The sequence below is a fragment of the Pseudomonas zanjanensis genome, from assembly GCF_014268745.2.
In the GTDB taxonomy this organism is placed as follows: domain Bacteria; phylum Pseudomonadota; class Gammaproteobacteria; order Pseudomonadales; family Pseudomonadaceae; genus Aquipseudomonas; species Aquipseudomonas zanjanensis.
Genome location: NZ_JABWRB020000002.1, coordinates 630,102 through 647,565 on the forward strand (window position 1 = coordinate 630,102; position 17,464 = coordinate 647,565).

Consider the following 17,464-nt stretch of genomic DNA (forward strand, 5'->3'; position numbering starts at 1 on the left):
GAAGAAATGAAGCCGATCGGGTTGTTGATTTCGTGGGCCACGCCGGCCGCCAACTGGCCCAGGGAGGCGAGTTTTTCCGATTGCACCAACTGGGTTTCCAGCATCTTGCGTTCGTCGATCTCCATTTGCAGCAGTTCGCTGGCCTGTTTGAACGCCTGGGTGCGTTGTTCCACCAGGTCTTCGAGCTTGTTCATTTTCAACTGCGCACGGGAGGTCATTTCCCATTTGGTGGTCAGGGTGTTGGCCATCTGCTGGACTTCGATGTTGTCGAACGGCTTCTTCAGGATCAGCAAGCGGTCGTGGCCGTTCAGGCGATCGAGCAGTTCATCCCAGGAGTAATCCGAATAAGCGGTGCACACCACCACTTGCAGCTGCGGGTCGCGCTTCCAGAGTTCTTCGATGGTCTTGGCGCCATCCCAGCCTTCGGGCATGCGCATGTCGACAAAGGCCAGGGCATAGGGGCGTTCCTTGGCCGCTGCCGCCAGCAATTTGTTCAGGCCTTCCTGCCCGCCATAAGCCGAGTCGAGTTCGAACACGGTGGCGGCAGGTTTCGGCGCTTCGCCGAACAGGGCGCTTTCCATGTCCTGCAAGTCCGTGTTGCCCTCATCTTCCGGGGTGAGGATCTTGCGGAAATCTTCATGAATGGCGGGTGTGTCGTCGATCAACAGGATGCGACGGTTACTCATACTGTTCATGGCTCACCTTCTGCAAGTTTCAGGGGCACCTGCAATTGGAACGTCGCCCCTTTTCCTGGCCCCTCACTGTGGGCGGTGAGGTGGCCGTTCATTTCAATGGCCGCCAATGCGCAGCTGTGCAGGCCGAAGCCGTGGCCTTCCTTACGCGTGGTAAAGCCGTGGGCGAAGATGCGCGTCATGTTCTCCTCCGGGATGCCTTCGCCTTCGTCCTTGACGCTGATTTGCAGGGTCTCGCCATCGACGACGTCCGCCTTGAGCGTCATGTTCCGCGCATGGTTGGACACCCCGGCCATGGCGTATTTGGCGTTGCTGATCAGGTTGATCAGGATCAACAGCAAGCGGTGCTTGTCGCCCATGATCCGCGGCACATCACCGTATTCCTTGATCACCGTAACATGGTGGCGGGTCAGGGCACCGGAGTTCATGCGCAGGGCGTCCTCGAGCAGCTCGCTGACCACCAGCGGTTCGAGCAGGCTGTTGGCCCCCGCATAGGATTGCTGTGTGGCGACGATGTCCTTGATGTGGTCCACGCTCTTGCTCAACTGCGCCAGCTCATCGGTCAGGCTCTGCTGCTCCGACGCGATGGCCTCCACCAGTTGGTTGAGGTAGCCGGGCAGCAGCTTGCCCTTGGCGTCTTCGGTGAGGAAGTGCCCGAGGTCGTCGGTGTGTTCGTTGATCAATTGCATCGCCTTGCCCAGCCCCAGCGCCTTGCTGCTGCGCAGTTTGCGGCTGACCAGGTCGGCGGAAATGTTCACGCTATTGAGGACGTTACCGACGTTGTGCAGCACGTTGGTGGCGATTTCCGCCATGCCGGCCTGGCGGGCGGTGTCCATCAGCTCGCTCTGGGTGTCCTTGAGTTGGCGGGTACGCTCTTCGACCCGTTGTTCCAGCTCGTCGTTGGCGGTTTGCAGGGCGTTGTTGACCCGCTTGATCTCGGCGAAGCTGCGGATCAGCCGGATCCCCAGCCAGATCAGGATCAACACCAGGAGCGTGGCGAACACCAGCAGGTAGACGTGGTTGCGCTCGTATTTGGCCGCGGCTTTTGCCTGGTCTTTCTCGAGTAGGTTGGTAATGGTGTCCAGGCGGTCGGCCAAGGGGACCATTTCGATGCCTGTTAATAATTCATTGACCTTTGGCTGTTCCCGCAGGATCACCCCGATGTGTCTGCGCAGGACTTCGACGGAGTTGAGCAGTCCCTCAGGCAGGCGCTCCTTGTTGACCTCCAGCTGGTTCAACCCCAGCAGGACCTCGGCCGCGATATCAGGGGAGCTGAGCTGGGCGAACTCCATGCTGCTGAGCAACAGGTCGTAGGTGTCGATGGCAACGTTCTGCAATTCCAGCCGGTACGTGTCGGGCAGCCGGGCGAACTGGCCCTGGATATCGTCCTCGCCGGTGGGCAGGAAGGCCAGGGAGTTGCGCAACACCGCGTTATGGGACTTGAACTGTTCCACCAGGCGGGTCTTTTCCTTGACCAGCTTGAGGTATTCGTCGCGCTGGGCCTCCCAGAGTGACGGCCCATGCCGGCCAGGCTCCGCCTCGATGGCGTCCAGGCGCTGCCACAGGCGTGCCATTTCGTGCAGCGGAGAGACCAGCGGGTCGTAGTTGTGGGTCAGGGCGATCCGCGACTTGAGGATTTCGTTGTCCCAGATGGCGTCCTGTTGCTTGAGCAATCGGATCAGGTCACGGGATTCAATGTACGAGGCGGCCTGCTGGGCGCCCGAGTTGATGTACATGAACAACAGGATGCCCGCCAGCAAGACGCCAATGAAGGCCAGGCCGAGGCGACGGAGGACTGTCATAGGGGCTTGCCCTCCCATTCACCGGTCAGGGTCTTGAGGAACTCGACGATCAACGTCGTATCGTTCTTGAGGGGCTCACGACCCAGTTGGTACTTGAACATGACCTCTACCGCGCGCTCCAGGGTTGGCGCCGACCCGTCATGGAAATAGGGCGCGGTAACGGCCACGTTACGCAGGCTCGGTACTTTGAAAACCTGGTGATCATTTTCATCACCGGTGATGTTGAAGCGTCCTTCGTCGGCCCGGGTGGGGTTGCCGCGGTCAACGAAGTAGTCACCCATGATGCCGAATTTCTGGAACATGTTGCCCCCGATGTTCACGCCCTGGTGACAAGCGATGCAGCCGTATTCCTTGAACCGCTGGTAACCGAATTTTTCCCGGGGCGTGAGGGCATCGGTATTGCCCAGCAGGTACTGGTCGAAGCGCGAATTGGGTGTCTGCAAGGTCCGTTCGTAATCGGCCAGGGCACCCTGGATATTGGGCTTGGTCACCCCGTCGGGGTAGGCGTCGTTGAAATCCTTGGCATAACCCGGATCATCGGCGATGCGCTTGACGACAGACTCCCAGGTGCTACCCATTTCCGCCGGGCTGGTCACGACGATGTGGACCTGTTCTTCCAGCGTATCGACGCGGCCATCCCAGAATTGGTGGAAGTTGAGGCCAGCATTGAACACGGTCGGCGTATTGACCTCCACTGGCTTGCCGTCGAAGCCCAGGGAAAACGGTTTGTCGTCGGCGCCGCCCTTGTCCAGGCGATGGCAACTGGCGCAGGACAGCGTGTTGTTGACCGACAGCCGCGGGTCATTGAACAGCCGCAGCCCCAGCTGGACGCGCTTGGGGTCCAGGGTCGGAATCGGTGGCAGGGGCTTGAGGGGTTCGTCCAGTGGGGCGGCGTGCGCGGCCACGCTCATTCCCACGAGCAGGCCGAGCGCCAGAGTCAGTCCATGTAACGCCATGGGATGCTTTCCTTGAAACGTTGGTTGAGGACACTCCGGTGTTCACGAAAACGGGTTCTGGCGTTTTTCCCATTCGGTCATCCAGTCGGCAAAGGCCTGTGGTTCGACGGCCTTGCTGAAGTAATAACCTTGGACTTCCTCGCATTGGTGCTGCTTGAGAAATTCAAGCTGCTCAAGGGTTTCCACCCCTTCGGCGATGATGTGCAGATTCAGGCTCTTGCCCAGGCTGATGATGGTGCTCACCAGCTTGGCATCGTTGCTGTCGATGCTCAGGTCACCCACGAACGACTGGTCGATCTTCAGCACATCCACCGGAAATTTCTGCAAGTAGCTCAGGCTCGAATAGCCGGTGCCGAAGTCATCGATGGCCAGGCGTATCCCCAGCTGCTTGATGGCCTTGAGGATGGCGACCGTGGTATCGACGTTCTGCATCAGTACGCTTTCGGTGATCTCCAGTTCTAACTGTGTCGGTTCCAGGCCGGTTTCCTTGAGGGTGCGGGCGATGCCTTCGACGAAGCCGCGCTGGCGAAAGTCGATGGCCGAGACGTTCACCGACAGGTACAGCGGGCGCATGCCCTCGGCTTGCCAGCGACAGGCCTGCTGGCAGGCTTCCTGGAGCACCCATTGGCTCAGTGGGACGATCAGGCCGCTGTCCTCGGCCACCGGAATGAAATCCGACGGGTAGACCATGCCGTGCCCCGGCCTGTCCCAGCGCACCAGCGCCTCGACGCCGACCACCTTGCCGCTCTTGAGGTCGAGCTTGGGCTGGTAATGCAGCACGAATTCCTTGCGTTGCAGGCCCAGGCGCAGGCCCGATTCGATGGTTTGCTGCTGCCGTGCCCGACGGTTCATATCCTCGGTGAAAAAACGGTAGTCGTTGGGGCCGGTCTCCTTGACGTTGCGCATCGCCGTCTCGGCTTTCTTGATCAGCGCCACGGCGTCGAAACCGTCGCTCGGGTAGACGCTGATGCCCAGGCTCGCGGTGACGCTCAGGTCATGGCCGTCGATCGGTTGCGGGGAACTGATGGCCGCCAGCAGTTTGTCGGCCACGCCTTTGATCTGCTGCGGATCGACAATGTCACCCAGCACCACGACGAATTCATCGGAGCCGTAGCGAAACACCGAGTCGGACTCGCGCACCACGGTTGCCAACGCCCGCGCCACGCGCTTGAGCATCTCATCGCCCACCGGATGGCCCAGGGCGTTATTGATGCGCTTGAAACGGTCCAGGCCGAGGAACATCACCGCCAGTTGCTTGTCATGCCGACGGCACTGGGCCATGGCCTGGGTCAGGCGGTCGCCGAGCAACATGCTGTTGGGCAGTTCGGTGAGCACGTCGTATTGCAGCAGGTGAGACACCTTGAGCAATTCCTGGACGCGCTCTTCGATCGTGCGTTCCAGGCTGCGCATTTTCCTCGCCGCATCCTGGGCCAGTTGCCATTTCCAGGTCATGGCGCTGGCCATCTGGCGGATTTCCAGGGTGTCGAAGGGCTTCTTGAGGATCAGCAACTGATCGTCGAACTCGATCCGTTCGGACATGGTTTCCCAGGAGTAATCCGAGAACGCCGTGCACAGGGCGATTTGCAGCCGTGGGTCGGCCTCCCACAGCGCCTCGATGGTTTGCAGGCCGTCCCAGCCCGGCGGCATGCGCATGTCGGCGAACACCAACGCATAGGGCTGGCCTTCGGCCTGGGCGCGCTTGACCAGTTCCAGCGCCTCCTCGCCCTGGTAGGCCGAGTCGATCTGGAACTGCAGCCGGCTGACCTGCGGGGTGCCGAACAGCAGGCTCTCGGTGTCGTCCAGCGAGTCATCGAGGCCGGCGCTGGGGCTGAGGATCTTGCGAAAGTCCTGGTGGATCGCCGGCGTATCGTCCACCACCAGGATTCGCCGGTTGGCAGGTACCGACATGGGGTTCATGGATTGCTCTCCGATAGCTGGCTCGCAGGTCGGGTCCAGTGGTCTGTCGCGGGAATGATGGTGCCGGCCTTGAGCAGTTCGGCGGCCTGGCCGCTGTCGACCACGGTGCTGAAGTAATGCCCCTGGGCCTGCATCGCCCCGCCGCTGGACATCAGCGTGGTGCGTTGCTCCTGGGTCTCGACGCCCTCGGCAATGATCCCGATGCCCACGTCCCGGGCAAAGTTGATGATCGCCCGCAAGGTCGTGGCGTTTTCGGGATTGTCGCTGGCACTGTCCAGGAACCGCTGGGCGAGCTTGAGGTGATTGACCCGGTAGGTCTTGAGGTAGTCGAACGAGGAATATTCGGTGCCGAAGTCATCGATGGCGATCTGCACACCCAATTCGCAGAGGCGCGGCAGCACGTCGTTGTGGGTCCACTTGGTCTGGGCCAGGGTGGCTTCGGTGACGTCGAAACGCAGGTCCCAGGGCGCCAGTTCCCAGCGCGCGGTGGTGCGCAGCACGTCGTAGATCAGTTCCGGGCCGGTCTTGAGCTGGGTCAGGGACAGGTCGATGGCGATCACCGGCGGCGCCATGCCCTGGTCGCGCCACTGGCGCATTTGCTGGCAGGCCTGGTCCAGCACCCAATGCCCCAGGCCAATGATGATCCCGGTCTTCTCGGCGGCGGGCATGAAGGCCGCCGGTTCCAGCCAGCCCCGTTCGGGGTGGTTCCAGCGCACTTGTACGCCCATGCCGAGGATCTTGCCGGTGCCGAGGTCGACTTCCGGCAGGTAGTGCAAGTGCAGTTCGTGGTTTTCGATGGCTTGGCGCAGGTCGTTGGCGAGGGCGACCCGGTCGGTGACTTCCTGGTTGATTTCCTCGTTGTGGAAGTGGTACTGGTTGCGGCCCTTTTCCTTGGAGCGGTACAGGGCCATGTCGGATTGCGCCATCAGGCTGTCGGCACTCAGGCTCTGTGGGGTGTACAGGGCGATGCCGATGCTCACCGAGATCCGCACGTCGTTGCCGTCCAGGGAGTACGGCGCCACGAGGGCGTCGCGGATCTTGCCCGCCAGCGCGGCGCAATGGGTCGCTTCATGCACGTCCAGTTGCAGCAGGGCGAACTCGTCGCCGCCCAGGCGCGCCACCACGTCGTTTTCCCGGGTACAGGCCTTGATGCGCACGGCAACTTCCTGCAACAGCAGGTCGCCGATGGGATGGCCCAGGGTGTCGTTGATGCGTTTGAAGTGGTCCAGGTCCAGGTAGAACATGGCAAACGGCGCCGCCCCGCGACGCGCGGCGGCGAAGGCCTGGTGCAAGCGCTCGATCATGGTGGCGCGGTTGGCCAACCCGGTCAGGCCGTCGGTGCGGGCGAGCAGGGCGATCTTTTCTTCGGCCAGCCTGCGTTCGGTGATGTCGAGGATGATGCCTTCCACCTCCAGCAACAGACCCTGGTCGTTGCGCACCGGGATGTAGCGGTTCTCCACCCAGCGGAACGTGTCGTCGCCGGTGCGCATGCGAAACTCGATGGACGCCCCCACGGTGTCACGGTCGAGGACGCGCACCATGGCCTCCTGGACTTTGGCCTGGTCATCGGCATGGATCAGGGTTTCTGCCCAGTCCGGCGAGTTGATCAGTTGCGCCGCGGAATGACCGAACTTGGTGATGTTATGGGAGATGTACATCAACGCGAACGGCGGTTCGCCCCGCAAGCGATAGAGGATGGTCGGGCTGTTCTGCACGATGATATTGGCGTCGGCCAACTCTCGGGTGCGTTCCTCGACCGCTCGTTCGAGCATGTCCATTTTCAGCGCTGCGTCTTCGGTCATCTGCCATTTGACGGTCAAGGCGCTGGCCATCTGGCGGATCTCGATGGCGTCGAAGGGTTTTTTCAGGATAAGCAGGCGGTCGCCCAGTTCCAGGCGCTCGGAAATATCTTCCCAGGAATAATCCGAGTACGCGGTGCACAACGCCACTTGCAGCTTGGGGTCGGCGCGCCATAGCCGTTCGATGGTTTCCAGGCCGTCCCAGCCCGGTGGCATGCGCATGTCGATGAACGCCATGGCGTAGGGTTGCCCCTGGGCCAGCGCCGCTTCGACCTTGTTCAAGGCCTCCATGCCCTGGAACGCCGAGTCGAGCACGAAACTCGTGCCGGCGACCGCCACCGGCGCGCCGAACAGGGCTTCTTCGGCGCTGCTCAAGTTATCTTCGGCGCTCATCTGCGGGCTGAGGATCTTGCGAAAATCCTCATGGATGGTCGGGGTGTCGTCGACGATCAGGATCCGCCGATTGGTTTTATCCAAAGGCAGGCTCATGGCCGTGCACCGTTTTGATGCGGACTATAGAACCTTGGGAACATCTGCTATCCCTTTCGCTGGCATGAGTATTCGGCCTATACATGGCCCTTCATGGGGTACAGCATAGTCGTCTGATCGGGATGCGCTCGGCCACTGATGGCAAATGTGTCTAAATCTTCGCAATCTACTAGCCTGTTTTTTGGGGCTAAGGTAGAACGGTTGTCGTGAATCAGGAGGGGGTTGCAAATGGAAGGTCAATCGCCGGATGTTCCGGTAAAGAAGCCGACGGTGCTGTTGGTCGATGACGAAGAGTCGATTCTCAATAGCTTGCGTCGGCTATTGCGCAGCCAGCCGTATGAGATCCTGCTGGCAGACAGTGGCGCCAAGGCGCTGGAAATTCTCAAGGAGCGCCCGGTCGACCTGGTGATGACCGACGCGCGCATGCCGAACATGGATGGCGCCACGCTGCTGGCCGAAATCCGCAAGTTGTATCCATCGACCTTGCGCATCCTGCTCACCGGTTATGCCGATGTGGACATGATGACCAAGGCCATCAACGAGGGGCAGCTTTATCGCTACCTCAGCAAGCCGTGGAACGATGAGGAGTTGGTGCAGGCCTTGCGCCAGGCCCTGGCCCACCAGCACTCCGAAAGCGAGCGCCAGCGCCTCGAAGCGCTGAACCGCGAGCAGAACCAGCAACTCAAGACCCTGAACGCCACCCTGGAAAAACGCGTGGCGTCGCGCACCTCCGAGCTGCAGCAGACCGCCGACATGCTTGACCTGGCTTATGACGAGCTAAAGCGCAGCTATGTGACCAGCACCGAGGTGTTTTCGCTGATCGCCAACCTGCGCCTGCCCAAGGCCAAGCAGACCAACCGGCAGATCATCGAGCTGATCCGGGTCTATAGCCGGCTCAATTTTCTCGATGAGTCCACCGACCGCGACCTGACCATGGCGGCGGCGCTCTACAACATCGGCAAGCTGAGCTGGACCGACAACATGATGGTCACGCCCGCCGACATGCTGCACCACACCGAACTGGAGCTGTACCGCGCCTATCCGAAGCAGAGCGAATCGCTGCTGATGACCCTGGACCCGATGAAGGACGCGGCGCGGATCATCCGCCATCACCAGGAGCGCTGGGACGGCAGCGGTTTCCCCGAGCATCTGAAAGGCGAAGCGATTCCGTTCGGCTCGCGCCTGTTGAAACTGGCGGTGGACTTCATCGAGTTGCAGCGCGGGTTGATCCTGGAACGGCAGATGAACAGCGACGAAGCGCTGGTCTACATCCGCAAGTACGCCGGCAAGCTGTACGACCCGGACATGATCGAGGATTTCATCAAGGCCTGTGCCGAATACCTGGAAGACGTGACCTTGTCGGATCCGACGGTGCAAGTCTCCGCCACTCGCGAGTTGACTGCAGGGATGATTCTGGCGCGCAACCTCAATGCCGACAACGGCATGTTGCTGCTCAACGCCGGCAAGGTCCTGAGCGGCCCGTTGATCGAAAAACTCATTGCCTTCGAAGCGATGGAAGGCGCGCGGTACAGCGTATTCGTCAAGATCCCCGAAGAGGCGGCCGACCCTACGGCGCCGAAGCCGATTTTGGGGTGATGCGGCTCTAGCGGTCACTGCGATTCCTTGTGGGAGCGAGCCTGCTCGCGAAGGCGGTATAGCAGTTAAATATGATTTGGCTGACACACCGCTTTCGCGAGCAGGCTCGCTCCCACAGGGGACTGTGGTGGGTTGTGGCATGCGCCAGGCTTTGCTCCCGCCGCCGAGGTCTGTAATCTCCCTGGCATTTTCGCGACCAAGGCTTTGACCCCTCATGACCACCCCCCTCATCCGCATCGCCGCCGCCCTGTTGCTCGGGCCGGACGGGCGAACCCTGCTGGTGCGCAAGCGCGGCACCCAAGCCTTCATGCAGCCGGGCGGCAAGATCGAGGCCCATGAACAACCGGTGCAGGCGCTGGCCCGTGAGCTGGAAGAGGAACTGGGGTTGCAGATCGACCCGGCACAGGCCCATTACCTAGGCGTGTTCAGCGCACCGGCGGCCAACGAGCCGGGGTTCACCGTGCAGGCCGAGGTGTTTTTGCTGAGCATCGACGCTGCGGTTTCGCCAGCGGCCGAAATTGAAGAGGTGTGCTGGATCGACCCGGCCGGCGACAGCGATCTGGTGCTGGCACCGTTGACAGGCGAGGTGATCCTGCCGTTTTATCGAGCGACACTTCTCGCTACCTGCTGATTCACGCCTCAAGGACTGATGCTCATGATTCCATTGCCGGACCTGTTGATTTTCGCCGCCGCCGCGTTGCTGATGGTGCTGACGCCCGGCCCGAACATGATCTACCTGATCTCCCGTTCGATCTGCCAGGGCCGCAAGGCTGGCGTCACGTCCTTGTTGGGCGTGGTGGCGGGTTTCTTCGTGCACATGTTCGCTGCCGCGGCGGGGCTGACGGCGGTGTTCCTGGCGGTGCCCATGGCCTATGAAGTATTGAAATGGGCCGGTGCGCTGTACCTGTTGTGGCTGGCCTGGCAGGCCGTGAAGCCGGGTGCGCGCTCGCCCTTCGAGGCCCAGCAACTGCCGGCAGACTCGACGCGCAAGCTGATCACCATGGGCTTTCTCACCAGCGCGCTGAATCCCAAGATCGCGGTGTTCTATCTGTCGGTGTTCCCGCAGTTCATCAGCCCGGAACACGGTTCGCTGTTCACCCAGAGCCTCATCCTCGGGCTGACCCAAATCAGCGTCAGTTTCAGCGTCAACCTGCTGATCGCCCTGTTCGCCGCCGGCATCGCCTCGTGGTTCGTCCATAACCCGAGCTGGCTGGCGGTGCAGCGCTATGTCATGGGATTTGTCCTCGGTGCCCTGGCCCTGCGCCTGATGCTCGAGCAGCGGCGTTCGGCGTGAGCATCCGACGCCTGCGGGCTGGCGATGCCGATGCCTATCGCGAGCTGATGCTCCAGGCGTATGCCTTGCACCCCCAGGCCCTCACCTCCAGCGTCAGCGAGCGGGCGATGTTGCCCATCAACTGGTGGGAGTCACGCTTGGGCAGTCGGCTCGATGTACTGTTGGGGGCGTTTGTCGAACAAGAACTGGTCGGCATCGTCGGCCTGGCCCTGGAGCCCCGGGAAAAAGCCCGACACAAGGCGCTGCTGTTCGGCATGTACGTCGCCGACGAACATCGCCATCGCGGGCTCGGCCACCAACTGGTGCAGGCCACCCTCGACGAAGCCCGGCGCCACACCTTCCTGCGCCTGGTGCAACTGACCGTCACCGCTGGCAACGAGCCGGCCCTCAAGCTCTACCAGCGCTGCGGTTTCGTCTTGTACGGCCTCGAGCCGATGGCGATCCGGGTGGACGATGAGTACCTCGACAAAATCCATATGTGGCTAGAACTTTGATCGAACCACTGATTTGAGTGATGGAGCTTTTGTGGCGAGGGAGCTTGCTCCCGCTGGGCTGCGCAGCAGACCCGTTTTGTGGCCGCTTCGCGCCCAAGCGGGAGCAAGCTCCCTCGCCACAAAAGCGGTCAGCGCACGGCACTGACCCCATCCAATGTCGAAAACGACGTGTCCTTGGCCGTCAGTAAGAAATCGCGCATGTATGGCGCGTCGAGCATGTCGGTGCGCACCGCTGCGTACAGCGTGGCGAACAAGCCTTTCTCCCCCAGCCGCTTGGCTTTCACATAGCCCCGTGAGCTGTATTCATGCAGCGCCCAGTGCGGCATGCCACAGACGCCACGGCCGCTGGCCACCAGTTGCATCATCATCACCGTCAGCTCGGACGTGCGCACCTGGGCCGGTTCGATGTCGGCCGGCTCCAGGAAGCGGGTGAAGATGTCCAACCGGTCTCGCTCCACGGGATAGGTGATCAGGGTCTCGCTGACCAAGTCCTCGGGCACGATGTAGGGCTTGCCCGCCAACCGATGTTGGTTGGCGACGGCAAGCATCGCTTCATAGGTGAACAGCGGCACGTAGGTGATGCCGGCCAGTTCCAGCGGGTCGGAGGTCACCACCAGGTCAAGGTCGCCTCGGGCCAGGGCCGGCAACGGCGCGAAAGCGAAGCCCGAGGCCAGGTCCAGCTCGACTTCCGGCCAGGCATCGCGGAACTGGTCGATGGTCGGCATCAGCCACTGGAAGCAGCTGTGGCACTCGATAGCCATGTGCAGGCGCCCGGCGGTGCCGCCCGCCAGCCGCGCGATGTCCCGTTCAGCACTGCGCAGTAACGGCAGGGCGGCATCGGCCAGTTGCAACAGGCGCAAGCCGGCGCTGGTGAAGCGTACCGGCTTGGTCTTGCGCACGAACAACTGCATACCCAGGCGCTCTTCCAATTCCTTGAACTGATGGGAGAGGGCGGACTGGGTCAGGTGCAGGCGTTCGGCGGCTTCGACCAGGCTGTCGGCTTCGCGCAGGGCGTGCAGGGTCTTGAGGTGACGGAGTTCAAGCACCGGAGTAGCTCCATGAGTAAAACTTGTGATCAACACGAAAAGGTTGAGTTTGTCTCATGCAGGTCGGGTTGTCGACAATGGCGCCATCTTTTACAGGAGGACGCACACCATGGCCCTGGCCCACACCCTCGGTTTCCCCCGCATCGGCGCCGACCGCGAATTGAAAAAAGCCCTCGAAGCCTACTGGAAGGGCGACCTGGCCCCGGTAGCGTTGCAGGCCGTAGGCCGTGAACTGCGGGCCCGGCACTGGCAACTGCAAAAGGACGCCGGCATCGACCTGCTGCCCGTCGGCGACTTCGCCTGGTACGACCAAGTGCTTAGCCACACGTTGACCCTGGGCGCCGTCCCGCAGCGTTTCCACAGCACCTTGAATGCCCAGGGCCGACCGACCCTCGACACCTTGTTCGCCATGGCCCGTGGCGCCACGGCCAGTTGCTGCGGTGCCGACCACGGCCAGGCGCAATACGCCCAGGAGCTGACCAAGTGGTTCGACACCAACTACCACTACCTGGTCCCGGAGTTTTCCGCCGACCAGGCCTTCGCCCTGAGCTGGGAACAGTTGTTTGACGAAGTGGCCGAGGCCCATGCCTTGGGCCACCGGGTCAAACCGGTGATCATCGGCCCGTTGACCTACTTGTGGCTGGGCAAGGCCAAGGGCGAGGCGTTCGACAAACTCGACCTGCTGGAGCGCCTGCTGCCGGTCTATGGTGAAATCCTCAACCGCCTCAAGGCCCAGGGCGTGGAATGGGTGCAGATCGACGAACCGATCCTCACCCTCGACCTGCCTCAGGCCTGGAAGAGCGCCTTCGAGCGCGCTTATCACATCCTCCAGTACTCGCCGTTGAAAAAACTCGTGGCCACCTATTTCAGTGGCCTGCAAGACAACCTCGGCCTGGCGGTGAGCCTGCCGGTGGACGGCTTGCACATCGACGCGGTACGTGACCCGGAACAACTGGGCCAGGTGCTGGACCGCCTGCCGACGTACAAGATTCTCTCGGTGGGCCTGGTCAACGGTCGCAACGTCTGGCGCTGCGAACTGGAACAGGCGCTGGCGCATTTGCAACCGGCCCAGGAGCGCTTTGGCGACAACCTCTGGGTCAGCACCTCGTGCTCGCTGCTGCACAGCCCGGTGGATCTGGAGCGTGAAGATCGGCTCGATCCGGAACTCAAAAGCTGGCTCGCCTTTGCCGTGCAGAAGTGCGGTGAAGTCGCGGTGCTGCGCGATGCGCTGAACGATCCCCAGGCCCCCGCCGTGCGACAGGCCTTGAGCGACAGCCGCGCGGTGCAGGCCCGTCGCGCGGGCTCGGCGCGTATTCACAAAGCCGAGGTCCAGGCGCGCCTCGCAGCGATCAGTCCACAGGACAGCCAGCGGCGCTCGCCGTTTGCCCAGCGCATCGAACGCCAGCGCGCACGCCTGGCGCTGCCGACCTTTCCCACCACCACTATCGGCTCCTTCCCGCAGACCCCGGCCATCCGCCTGGCGCGCCAGGCCTACAAACAAGGCAGATTGTCGGCCAACGACTATCAGGACGCCATGCACACCGAGATCCGCCATGCCGTGCAGATCCAGGAGCGCCTGGGCCTGGACGTGCTGGTGCACGGTGAAGCCGAACGCAACGACATGGTGGAGTACTTCGCCGAGCAACTGGACGGCTATGCCTTCACCCGTTTCGGCTGGGTGCAGAGTTATGGCTCGCGGTGTGTGAAGCCGGCGATCATCTATGGCGATATCAGCCGCCCGAAAGCCATGACCGTCGACTGGATCCGTTACGCGCAAAGCCTGACCGACAAGGTCATGAAAGGCATGCTCACCGGGCCCGTGACCATGCTGATGTGGTCGTTCCCCCGCGAAGACGTGTCGCGCCAGGTCCAGGCCCGGCAACTGGCCCTGGCCCTGCGGGACGAAGTGTTGGACTTGGAAAAAGCCGGGATCAAGATTGTGCAGATCGACGAAGCGGCGTTCCGCGAGGGATTGCCGTTGCGTCGCGGGGAATGGCAGGCCTACCTGGATTGGGCCGTGGAGGCTTTCCGCTTGTGCGCCTCGGGCGTGGCGGATGACACCCAGATCCATACCCACATGTGCTACAGCGAGTTCAATGATGTGATCAAGGCCATCGCCGACATGGACGCCGATGTGATCACCATCGAAACCTCCCGTTCGGACATGGAATTGCTGGAAGCTTTCGAGGCGTTCGACTACCCGAACGACATCGGCCCGGGTGTCTACGACATCCACTCGCCACGGGTGCCGGACACCGCCGAGATGGTTGCGCTGATGAGCAAGGCGGTGAAACGGATCGCTGCCGAGCGGCTGTGGATCAACCCCGACTGCGGGCTGAAGACTCGGGGCTGGCCAGAAACGGAAGCGGCGCTGGTGAACATGGTGGCGGCGGCGCGGCAGTTGCGTAGCCAGTTGGCCTGAGATCCGGATGTAGTAGGCGAGCGCCAATTTCTGGCAAGGGCGCTTTTTTTTGTGGCGAGGGAGTCCCCGCCGCGTCGCCGACGCTGCGCTGTCGCGCAGCAAACAAGTGCTCGGCTTAAGATTGGGTGCGCGCGGGGAAAGAGGCCGTAGCTATCACTGGTGTGTCCGCACCCGCGAGGGAGAGTGGCCGGCACGGTATCGGCGTGGAGTCGTTGTAGGCACAGCAAGCTGTGACCACGTATGAGAGAGTGAATCCGTTCGCCACCGTGTTCCCCGCGCGCCATTCAATCCTGCGAGGAATTGTCATGGCGCGCAAGAAGCAGCAGAAACGATTTGAAGTGATTCACCCTCATTGTGCCGGTATCGATATCGGCAGCCGCGAGCACTGGGTTGGCGTCAATCCCGATCAAAGCGACAAGCCGGTTCGCTGTTTTCCGGCCTTCACTGAGGATTTGGTGAGCCTGGCCGAATGGTTGGAATCGCTGAAAATCAAGGTCGTGGCGATGGAGGCCACTGGCGTTTACTGGATACCGCTGTTCGAGCTTCTCGATTCAAGGGGCTTTGAGGTGTATCTGGTCAATTCCCGTGCAACTCGTCAGATAAGCGGACGTAAATCCGATGTTCTGGATTGCCAGTGGATCTGGCAACTCATGACCCATGGCTTACTCAGAGGTGCTTTCCGACCCGCTGATGATATTTGCTCGATGCGATCATTGGTTCGCCAGCGGGCCATGAAGGTTCGTGATCAAGCCAAGACCATCAACCGCATGCAAAAAGCCCTGACGCAGATGAACATTCAGTTAGCCAATGTCATCAGCAATATTGCTGGCGTGACAGGGATGAAAATCATCAAGGCCATCATCGATGGCGAGCGTGACCCTCAAGTCTTGGCCAACTTCCGAGACGGCCGTATCAAGGCCGATCACCAAACCATTGCCCGCAGCCTGCACGGTAACTGGCGAGTCGAGCATCTGCATGCTTTGGCTCAGGAGGTGGCTGCTCATGATTTCCTTGAGAAGCAGATTGCCGAATGTGATCGGACCATCACTCAGGCACTTGATCGACTTCCAGTGCTGAACCATGAGCCCACGCAACCCACCAAGCCACTGCGTAGCCCGCATCGCTCGGCAGATGAACAAGCCAGCTTGCACCAGGCACTTGTGAGAATCATGGGCGTGGACCTGACCGCGATTCCCACCATCGGAATCGAATCCGCCTTGGTTCTGGCGAGCGAAGTCGGACCTGATTTGTCGCGTTTTCCGACTGAGCAACATTTCAGCTCCTGGATGGGGGTAGCGCCCTCAACCCGAATATCGGGGGGAAAACCCTTGCCCGGTCATGTCCCCAAGGTATTTAACCGGGCGGCACAAGCGTTGAAGCAGGCGGCCTCTAGCGCCCGCACCGATAAAAGCTTTATCGGTGCCAGTCACCGCGCCCGATTGGCTCGCATGGATACGGCCTGCGCCATTAAGGCTACGGCTCACCAACTGGCCCGCCTGATCTACGCCATGCTGACCAAGGGACAACCTTACGTGGCGCAGGATATGAACGAATACGAGGCCAAAAGCCGTGATCGCCAGCTTAGAGCCTTACAGCGTAAGGCTACAAAGCTGGGTGTTCGATTGGTCGCGGCTTAAAAAAGCTTTGGAGAACAAGGGGATGGATTTTGTTTGATGAGAGCTTGCTCCCGCTGGACCGCGAAGCGGTCCCAAAAGGCCTCAACCTCAACATAAGATCAAGGCATGAAATGTTGGGGCTGCTACGCAGCCCAGCGGGAGCAAGCTCCCTCGCCACAGAATCACCACATGGCTTCAGATAACCACTCGGCAATCTTCATCAAACTGTCACGCAACTGTGGCAGCGCGCTTGAACAAACTTCATCAGACTCGCGCTCTACTGGGGTTCTGCGTTTTGGTGTTTCTTCATGCGTGTATTCATTTTCCTGGCCGTGCTGTTGTTCGGCCTGCCGTCGATGGCGGCGGCTCGTTGTGATGTCAATGTTGCAACTCAACATGTCGACCTGGATCAGGTCAGCCTGGCTTACCAAAGCATTGGCCGTGCCTCGGATCCTGCCTTGCTGTTGGTGATGGGCCTGGGCGGGCAACTGATCCATTGGCCGGACGAAGTGGTGGTCGCCCTGTGTGAGCAGGGTTTCCGGGTGATTCGCTACGACAACCGCGATGTTGGCCTGTCCACCTGGCGCCAGGCGCCCGGCAGCGCCAACCTGACGTTTGAAGCCCTGCGCTACAAACTCGGCTTGCCCGTGGCCGCGCCGTATACCCTGACGGACATGGCCGACGACGGGCTGGGGCTGATGGATGCCTTGCAGGTGCAGCGCTTCCATGTGCTGGGCGCGAGCATGGGCGGGATGATCGCCCAGCACATGGCCGCCATGGCGCCTGAGCGGGTTGAAAGCCTGACCCTGATCATGACCAGTTCCAGTGCCGCCGGCTTGCCCGCGCCCAGCGAAAGACTGGTGCAGCTGTTGTCCCGACGCGGTGCGCCGAATCGCGAAATGGCCCTTGAACAGCAAGCCGATCTACTGGCCGCGTTGGGCAGCCCGGTGGTGATGGACGATCGCCAGGCCTTGCTGCATCAGGCCGCCGTGGCTTATGACCGGGCCTTCAATCCTGAAGGCGTGAAGCGCCAGATCATGGCGATCATGGCCGAGCCGAGCCGGGTGGCCCTGCTCAATCAACTGCGGGTGCCGACCCTGGTCGTCCACGGCACCGCCGACCCTTTGCTGCCGGTGATGCACGGCGTGCACTTGGCGGCGCACATCCAAGGCAGCCAACTGAAACTAATCCCGGGCCTGGCCCATCGCTTCCAGGACGCGTTCAAGGCGCCCTTGCTGGGGGCAGTGTTGCCGTACCTGCAGCAGCACCGTGAAGACACTTCGCACTGGGCGCAGATCGAGCCGGCGCAGGCGCCGAATCTGCTTTGATGGAACACTTTTT

General features: G+C 61.5%; 12 protein-coding genes and 1 pseudogene. 7 read left to right on the plus strand and 6 right to left on the minus strand.

The genetic code is table 11. From position 1 onward, the window contains the following. Positions 1 to 14: 14 nt before the first annotated feature. The 5 genes and pseudogenes from HU715_RS27715 to HU715_RS18580 form a co-directional block, all read right to left on the minus strand. Positions 15 to 101 (minus strand): annotated as a pseudogene (locus HU715_RS27715) (hypothetical protein); the annotation flags it as partial. Positions 102 to 691: 590 nt separating this feature from the next. Beyond that, positions 692 to 2,494 carry a DAHL domain-containing sensor histidine kinase gene (locus HU715_RS18565; RefSeq protein WP_186709926.1) on the minus strand — a complete coding sequence of 601 codons (1,803 nt, stop codon included), beginning with the start codon at positions 2,492 to 2,494 and terminating at the stop codon, positions 692 to 694. Next, positions 2,491 to 3,450, minus strand: a complete 960-nt coding sequence (locus tag HU715_RS18570; RefSeq protein WP_186709925.1) for a cytochrome-c peroxidase — start codon at positions 3,448 to 3,450, stop codon at positions 2,491 to 2,493. Before HU715_RS18570 ends, HU715_RS18565 begins: the two co-directional genes overlap by 4 nt. Positions 3,451 to 3,492: 42 nt before the next feature. Then, on the minus strand, positions 3,493 to 5,367 hold the full coding sequence (locus tag HU715_RS18575; RefSeq protein WP_186709924.1) for a putative bifunctional diguanylate cyclase/phosphodiesterase: 1,875 nt from the start codon (positions 5,365 to 5,367) through the stop codon (positions 3,493 to 3,495). Further along, positions 5,364 to 7,655 (minus strand): GGDEF/EAL domain-containing response regulator, encoded by a 2,292-nt coding sequence (locus HU715_RS18580; protein WP_186709923.1) that lies wholly within the window; start codon positions 7,653 to 7,655, stop codon positions 5,364 to 5,366. Before HU715_RS18580 ends, HU715_RS18575 begins: the two co-directional genes overlap by 4 nt. Positions 7,656 to 7,883: 228 nt before the next feature. Between HU715_RS18580 and nosR the strand changes: the two genes are divergently transcribed. The 4 genes from nosR to HU715_RS18600 all read left to right on the plus strand — a co-directional run bounded on the left by nosR (position 7,884) and on the right by HU715_RS18600 (position 11,039). After that, on the plus strand, positions 7,884 to 9,251 hold the full coding sequence (gene nosR, locus HU715_RS18585) for a response regulator c-di-GMP phosphodiesterase, NosR family (RefSeq protein WP_186709921.1): 1,368 nt from the start codon (positions 7,884 to 7,886) through the stop codon (positions 9,249 to 9,251). Positions 9,252 to 9,465: 214 nt separating this feature from the next. Next, positions 9,466 to 9,882: an NUDIX hydrolase gene (locus HU715_RS18590; RefSeq protein ID WP_186709919.1), complete on the plus strand. Its 417-nt coding sequence runs from the start codon at positions 9,466 to 9,468 to the stop codon at positions 9,880 to 9,882. A gap of 24 nt (positions 9,883 to 9,906) precedes the next feature. Next, on the plus strand, positions 9,907 to 10,545 hold the full coding sequence (locus tag HU715_RS18595; protein WP_186709917.1) for a LysE family translocator: 639 nt from the start codon (positions 9,907 to 9,909) through the stop codon (positions 10,543 to 10,545). Beyond that, positions 10,542 to 11,039 (plus strand): GNAT family N-acetyltransferase, encoded by a 498-nt coding sequence (locus HU715_RS18600; RefSeq protein ID WP_186709916.1) that lies wholly within the window; start codon positions 10,542 to 10,544, stop codon positions 11,037 to 11,039. The genes HU715_RS18595 and HU715_RS18600 overlap by 4 nt, the downstream gene beginning before the upstream one ends. 128 nt (positions 11,040 to 11,167) lie before the next feature. Here the strand turns inward: HU715_RS18600 and metR are convergent, their stop codons facing one another. Further along, entirely contained in the window at positions 11,168 to 12,085 is a 918-nt protein-coding gene (gene metR / locus HU715_RS18605) for a transcriptional regulator MetR (protein ID WP_053124730.1), read from the minus strand. Positions 12,086 to 12,194: 109 nt separating this feature from the next. Here metR and metE point away from each other — a divergent pair, with 109 nt between their 5' ends. From metE to HU715_RS18620, 3 genes are all read left to right on the plus strand, one after another. Beyond that, positions 12,195 to 14,507, plus strand: a complete 2,313-nt coding sequence (gene metE, locus HU715_RS18610; protein ID WP_186709915.1) for a 5-methyltetrahydropteroyltriglutamate--homocysteine S-methyltransferase — start codon at positions 12,195 to 12,197, stop codon at positions 14,505 to 14,507. 305 nt (positions 14,508 to 14,812) lie between these two features. Beyond that, entirely contained in the window at positions 14,813 to 16,144 is a 1,332-nt protein-coding gene (locus HU715_RS18615; RefSeq protein WP_217884307.1) for an IS110 family RNA-guided transposase, read from the plus strand. 287 nt (positions 16,145 to 16,431) lie between these two features. Continuing rightward, complete coding sequence (locus tag HU715_RS18620; RefSeq protein WP_186706402.1) at positions 16,432 to 17,451, plus strand: alpha/beta fold hydrolase; 1,020 nt, start codon at positions 16,432 to 16,434, stop codon at positions 17,449 to 17,451. The last annotated feature ends 13 nt before the right edge of the window (positions 17,452 to 17,464 follow it).

Bases quoted from the DNA above. Each gene is read 5' to 3' on its own strand.
- HU715_RS18565 (WP_186709926.1), bottom strand. From the start codon at position 2,494: ATGACAGTCCTCCGTCGCCTCGGCCTGGCCTTCATTGGCGTCTTGCTG.
- HU715_RS18570 (WP_186709925.1), bottom strand. From the start codon at position 3,450: ATGGCGTTACATGGACTGACTCTGGCGCTCGGCCTGCTCGTGGGAATG.
- HU715_RS18575 (WP_186709924.1), bottom strand. From the start codon at position 5,367: ATGAACCCCATGTCGGTACCTGCCAACCGGCGAATCCTGGTGGTGGAC.
- HU715_RS18580 (WP_186709923.1), bottom strand. From the start codon at position 7,655: ATGAGCCTGCCTTTGGATAAAACCAATCGGCGGATCCTGATCGTCGAC.
- nosR (WP_186709921.1), top strand. From the start codon at position 7,884: ATGGAAGGTCAATCGCCGGATGTTCCGGTAAAGAAGCCGACGGTGCTG.
- HU715_RS18590 (WP_186709919.1), top strand. From the start codon at position 9,466: ATGACCACCCCCCTCATCCGCATCGCCGCCGCCCTGTTGCTCGGGCCG.
- HU715_RS18595 (WP_186709917.1), top strand. From the start codon at position 9,907: ATGATTCCATTGCCGGACCTGTTGATTTTCGCCGCCGCCGCGTTGCTG.
- metE (WP_186709915.1), top strand. From the start codon at position 12,195: ATGGCCCTGGCCCACACCCTCGGTTTCCCCCGCATCGGCGCCGACCGC.
- HU715_RS18615 (WP_217884307.1), top strand. From the start codon at position 14,813: ATGGCGCGCAAGAAGCAGCAGAAACGATTTGAAGTGATTCACCCTCAT.
- HU715_RS18620 (WP_186706402.1), top strand. From the start codon at position 16,432: ATGCGTGTATTCATTTTCCTGGCCGTGCTGTTGTTCGGCCTGCCGTCG.